This is a genomic window from Methylobacterium sp., from assembly GCF_019750675.1.
GTDB lineage: Bacteria > Pseudomonadota > Alphaproteobacteria > Rhizobiales > Beijerinckiaceae > Methylobacterium.
On the sequence record NZ_JAIEOF010000140.1, the window covers coordinates 1 to 3,992 of the forward strand.

Consider the following 3,992-nt stretch of genomic DNA (forward strand, 5'->3'; position numbering starts at 1 on the left):
CTCAGACGCTGCTGATCAGGAACATCACCATCGTGGTCGCCACGGTGGTGCTGAGGAAGCCGCACAGGGCCGCCGCGAAGGAGGGGCCGGTGGCGACGCTGCGGTCGAGGGTGGGGGCGGCGAGGGTGGTGTTCATCGGGACTGACCTTGGCGGCGGCGAATCATCGGCCGGCTGTGAGATGAGGGTGGAACGGACCGGGGCGGGATGGCGTGCGGAGCCGCACGCATCCGTTCAGTCGCAGCGATTGACGGACTTGGCGGCCCGGAGGGCTCGGGACTCGCTGCGCAGGTCGATGGCGACGACGCCGGCCCCGCAATCCTCGAACGCGTCGCGGGCATCGGCGTAACGGTCGCCGATCTCGTCGAGGGTTTCGCAGGCCCGGTCGTGGTTGCCGAGGCGCGCTTCCTGGCGGAACTGGAAGCGAAGGGCGTTGGCCTCATCGATTTTGCGCTGGGCATCGAGGCAGGCCGGGGCGGCGAGAGCCGGAGCTGCGACGGTCAGCGCGAGGCCGGCGGAAACAGCGAGGCGAAGAACGTGACGCATGGGAACACCTGAGTTGCGGATGCCCGAGACCTGGGCACCGATGTGTCCAAATCGCAGATAGAATTCGCTAAGCATTCTGCAGTGTCCGCAAGCTTAGATCCGGTTGATCCGCGTCTGTGTTAGGCCCGGGCCGGTCAGCTTGCGTTCAGGTTCCAGAAACGGCAGACCCGCCGCTAAGGTTCCACTTTTTTGTGCGCTGCCCGCTTCCGCCGCCTTGACGCCAGGATCGTCTCCAGCCTGACTGGCGCGACGCCCTGCGCATCGACCCCGACATCGTACTGCCGGGGGATCGGCGTCAGCCTGTTGTGCGAGTGTCCGTGCAGGTTGAGGGCACCGCGCCCGATCCCGTTCCAAGTCCGGAACGCGTAGTGGCAGAGAACGAGGCGCCGTGCGTCGACGGTGATCTCGGCATAATGCGCCACCGAGGCCCAGCCCGGTGCCCGCAGCGTGCCGGGTCCGTCGTTGTTACCGACGATGAGGTGTTTCACGCCCGGCAGCGCCGCCAGGATCTCCGCGACGCGCGCTTCCGGAGGACCGAGGGCGAAGTCGCCGAGGTGCCAGACCTCGTCGTCGCGCGCCACCACGGCCGTCCAGGCGGCGATCAGCGCGGCGTCGTGCGCAGCGAGGTCGGGATAGGGCCGCTTGTCGATCCGCAGGATGCGCGGATCGCCGAAATGCGTGTCGCTGGTGAACCAGACCGCCATCGCGCGTCCTCCGCGGCCCTCAGCGGCCGGGGCTGAAGCGCAGCGGGACGGTGACGGCGAGGCTGTTGACGTTCACCCCGGCCGGGGCGGCGGGCAGCGAACCGCGTACGGTGGCCAGCGCGGCGCTGTCGATCGCGCCGATCCCGCTGCTGCTGGCCAGGCCGGCGCTCATGACCTGGCCGGAGCGGGAGACGGTGAAGCGCACCACCGCGACACCGCCGCTGGTGCCAGCGGCCGCGTTGGCGTTCATCCGACCCCGGATGGCGGAGCTGAGCATCCCCTGCCAGGCCCGCAGGGCGTTCGGGTCGTTGCCGGCGGCGGCTGCGCCCGCGCTGCTCTGACGGGAGGCGGAGGCCGAGTTCTGGCGGGCCCGTCCCTCGGTGGCGGCGGCGGCCGCGCGCCGGGCGGCCTCCTTGGCGGCCTTCGCCTTGGCTTCCTTGGCGGCCTCGCGCCGCGCCTCCGCGATGGCTTCGCGGCGCTCCTCCTGCTCGGCCTTCAGGCGGGCCTCGCGGTCGGCCTTGCGCTTGGCTTCGCGCTTGGCCTCGAGGATCTTGGCCATGTCGGGCTTCGGCTTCTCCACCTCCACGGGCTTGGGGGCCTCCGCCACGGTGGGCGGGGGCGGCGCCAGGGGGAGCGCTTCCGGCGCGGTCGAGGTGATGACCTGATCCTCCGGCGGCGGCTCCGTCACGGCTTCCATCGGCGGCGTCACCGGTGCGTCGGGGGGCTCGGCCATGGTGGTGGCCTCGGGCGCGACCGGGGTCGCGTCCGGCGGCGGCGGCCGCGTGGCTTCGGGCGGCGCCACTTCGGTGGTTTCCAGCGGCTTGACCTCCGGGGGCGCCTCCGGCGTCTCCACCGGGTTCGCCTCCGGCGGGGCCGGAGGCGAGGCGGCGGTTTCCATCGGGGCCTGCGTGCTCGCCTCCGTCATCTGCGGAGCGAGGTCGATCGTCACGACGTTCTCGCCGGGGGGCGCCTTCGGCGTCGTGCCGAACAGCGCCATGCCGACCACGGCCGCCACGTGCAGCGCGAGGGCGACGAGGAAGGCGTAGGCGAGGCCCGAGGGGCCGCGACGCTCCGGATCGGCGGTCGTTGCCAGGGCAGTGACGGGATGGTGGGCGTTCATGGGCTTACCGCGGCGTTCCACCGGGCGGGGCCGCGGCCGGCGCTGCAGGCAGTGCGCCGCCCGGCGACTGGGCGATCAGCGAGACCTTGGTGAAGCCGGCCTGGCCGACGATGCCCATCACTTCCATGATCCGGCCGTAAGGCACTTCGCGATCGCCCCGCACCAGCATCACCTGGTTCGGGTCCTGCGCCGCCAGGGCGCGCAGGCGCGGCAGGATGGCGTCGGGCAGCAATTCCTCCTTGGCGAGGTAGGGCTTGCCGTCCTTGTCGATGGAGATCTCCAGGGGCTTCTGAGCCTGCGCCACCTTCTGGGCCGTGGTCTTCGGCAACTGCACCGGCACGCCCGTGGTCATCAGGGGCGCGGCCACCATGAAGATGATGAGCAGCACGAGCATTACGTCGACCATCGGGGTGACGTTGATCTCGGACATCGGCGCCGCGTCGAGGCCGTCCTCGTCGTCGCCGCCGCCGGCGCGGATCGAACCCATTGCCATCGTGAACCGGCCCTCCGGGGCCTCGGTCGAGCGGCCTCGGACCGGCCCGCCGCACAGGTTGCTTGTCGAATCGCCCGGCGCACGAGAGGGCGCCGGGGCTGGGGCCGTCAGCCCCGTCGATGAGAGGATGCGATGGCCCGGGGGCGCTTCACTCGGCGGCGGCCGCGCGTCCGTGCACGGCCCGGTCGCGGGCGAGGCGGTTGCCCAGGATGCCGATGGAGGAGACGAAGCTCGACTGCACCCGGCCGAGATCGTTGATGAGCTTGTTGTAGGCCATCACCGCCGGGATCGCGACGATGAGGCCGATGGCGGTGGCGAACAGAGCCTCCGCGATGCCGGGCGCCACCACGGCCAGCGAGGTGTCCTGGCTCTTCGCGATGGACGAGAACGAGTTCATGATGCCCCAGACGGTGCCGAACAGCCCGATGAAGGGGGCCGTCGAGCCGGAGGTGGCCAGCAGCGGCAAGCCCGTCTGCAGGCGCTTGATCCGGCCCGTGAGGGCCGCCCGCATGGCGCGCTCGATGCGGTCGCGCCGCTCGGCGCGGGTCTCGGTGGCATCCTGATCGCGCCAGGCCTCGACCGCCGCCCCGGTGATGTGTGCGTCGATGCCGCCGCCCGAGGATTCGAGCGCGCCGCCGGAGCGGACCAGGGCGTCGAAGGCCTTGGCCTGGCGCTTGGCGGCCGAGATGCGCACGATCTTCTCGAACACCACGGTCCAGCACGCGATCGAGGCGATCACGAGCAGGATCATCACGCCCTTCACGATCGGGTCGGCCTGGAGGAAGAGGCCGAGGAAGGAGAAGTCGTGGGCGACTTCGGCCGGTGCGGAGGTCGGATCCATGGCGATCTCTCTCGATTGACGGGTTGCGCGGCGCGGGCGTCGGGGTCTGGTGGGGCGCGGGTGCCGGTCCTACGCGGGCCGGCGGTACGCGCGAAGAATCACGCGAAGGATCAGCGGACGAAGGCGGCCGTCGTCTTGCTCTCGGGCTCGATGCGCTCGAGGCAGCTCTCGCGGCTGGCCTCGCCCCCTTCACAGGCGAGGACGTCATTGAGGAGAACGCGGCCGATCTTCGGGCAGGCGAGGGCGGGGAAGTCGAACAGGCGGACCATGGTCTTGCGGTCCTGGACCGG

Annotated in this window: 6 protein-coding genes and 1 pseudogene; all 7 read right to left on the bottom strand. The window is 71.1% G+C overall.

The window, feature by feature from the left end; all coding sequences use genetic code 11:
• Position 1: 1 nt before the first annotated feature.
• Positions 2 to 136 (bottom strand): hypothetical protein, encoded by a 135-nt coding sequence (locus K2X24_RS07420; RefSeq protein WP_292496312.1) that lies wholly within the window; start codon positions 134 to 136, stop codon positions 2 to 4.
• 96 nt (positions 137 to 232) lie between these two features.
• Entirely contained in the window at positions 233 to 544 is a 312-nt protein-coding gene (locus tag K2X24_RS07425; RefSeq protein WP_292496313.1) for a hypothetical protein, read from the bottom strand.
• A gap of 173 nt (positions 545 to 717) precedes the next feature.
• On the bottom strand, positions 718 to 1,248 hold the full coding sequence (locus tag K2X24_RS07430; protein ID WP_292496315.1) for a metallophosphoesterase family protein: 531 nt from the start codon (positions 1,246 to 1,248) through the stop codon (positions 718 to 720).
• Between the two features lie 19 nt (positions 1,249 to 1,267).
• Complete coding sequence (locus K2X24_RS07435) at positions 1,268 to 2,368, bottom strand: TonB family protein (protein ID WP_292496316.1); 1,101 nt, start codon at positions 2,366 to 2,368, stop codon at positions 1,268 to 1,270.
• Positions 2,369 to 2,372: 4 nt separating this feature from the next.
• Positions 2,373 to 2,861: a protein TolR gene (tolR, locus tag K2X24_RS07440; RefSeq protein WP_238280762.1), complete on the bottom strand. Its 489-nt coding sequence runs from the start codon at positions 2,859 to 2,861 to the stop codon at positions 2,373 to 2,375.
• A gap of 148 nt (positions 2,862 to 3,009) precedes the next feature.
• Positions 3,010 to 3,702 carry a MotA/TolQ/ExbB proton channel family protein gene (locus K2X24_RS07445; protein ID WP_292496322.1) on the bottom strand — a complete coding sequence of 231 codons (693 nt, stop codon included), beginning with the start codon at positions 3,700 to 3,702 and terminating at the stop codon, positions 3,010 to 3,012.
• A gap of 110 nt (positions 3,703 to 3,812) precedes the next feature.
• Positions 3,813 to 3,992 (bottom strand): annotated as a pseudogene (locus tag K2X24_RS07450) (Tat pathway signal protein); the annotation flags it as partial.

Bases quoted from the DNA above. Each gene is read 5' to 3' on its own strand.
- K2X24_RS07420 (WP_292496312.1), bottom strand. From the start codon at position 136: ATGAACACCACCCTCGCCGCCCCCACCCTCGACCGCAGCGTCGCCACC.
- K2X24_RS07425 (WP_292496313.1), bottom strand. From the start codon at position 544: ATGCGTCACGTTCTTCGCCTCGCTGTTTCCGCCGGCCTCGCGCTGACC.
- K2X24_RS07430 (WP_292496315.1), bottom strand. From the start codon at position 1,248: ATGGCGGTCTGGTTCACCAGCGACACGCATTTCGGCGATCCGCGCATC.
- K2X24_RS07435 (WP_292496316.1), bottom strand. From the start codon at position 2,368: ATGAACGCCCACCATCCCGTCACTGCCCTGGCAACGACCGCCGATCCG.
- tolR (WP_238280762.1), bottom strand. From the start codon at position 2,861: ATGGCAATGGGTTCGATCCGCGCCGGCGGCGGCGACGACGAGGACGGC.
- K2X24_RS07445 (WP_292496322.1), bottom strand. From the start codon at position 3,702: ATGGATCCGACCTCCGCACCGGCCGAAGTCGCCCACGACTTCTCCTTC.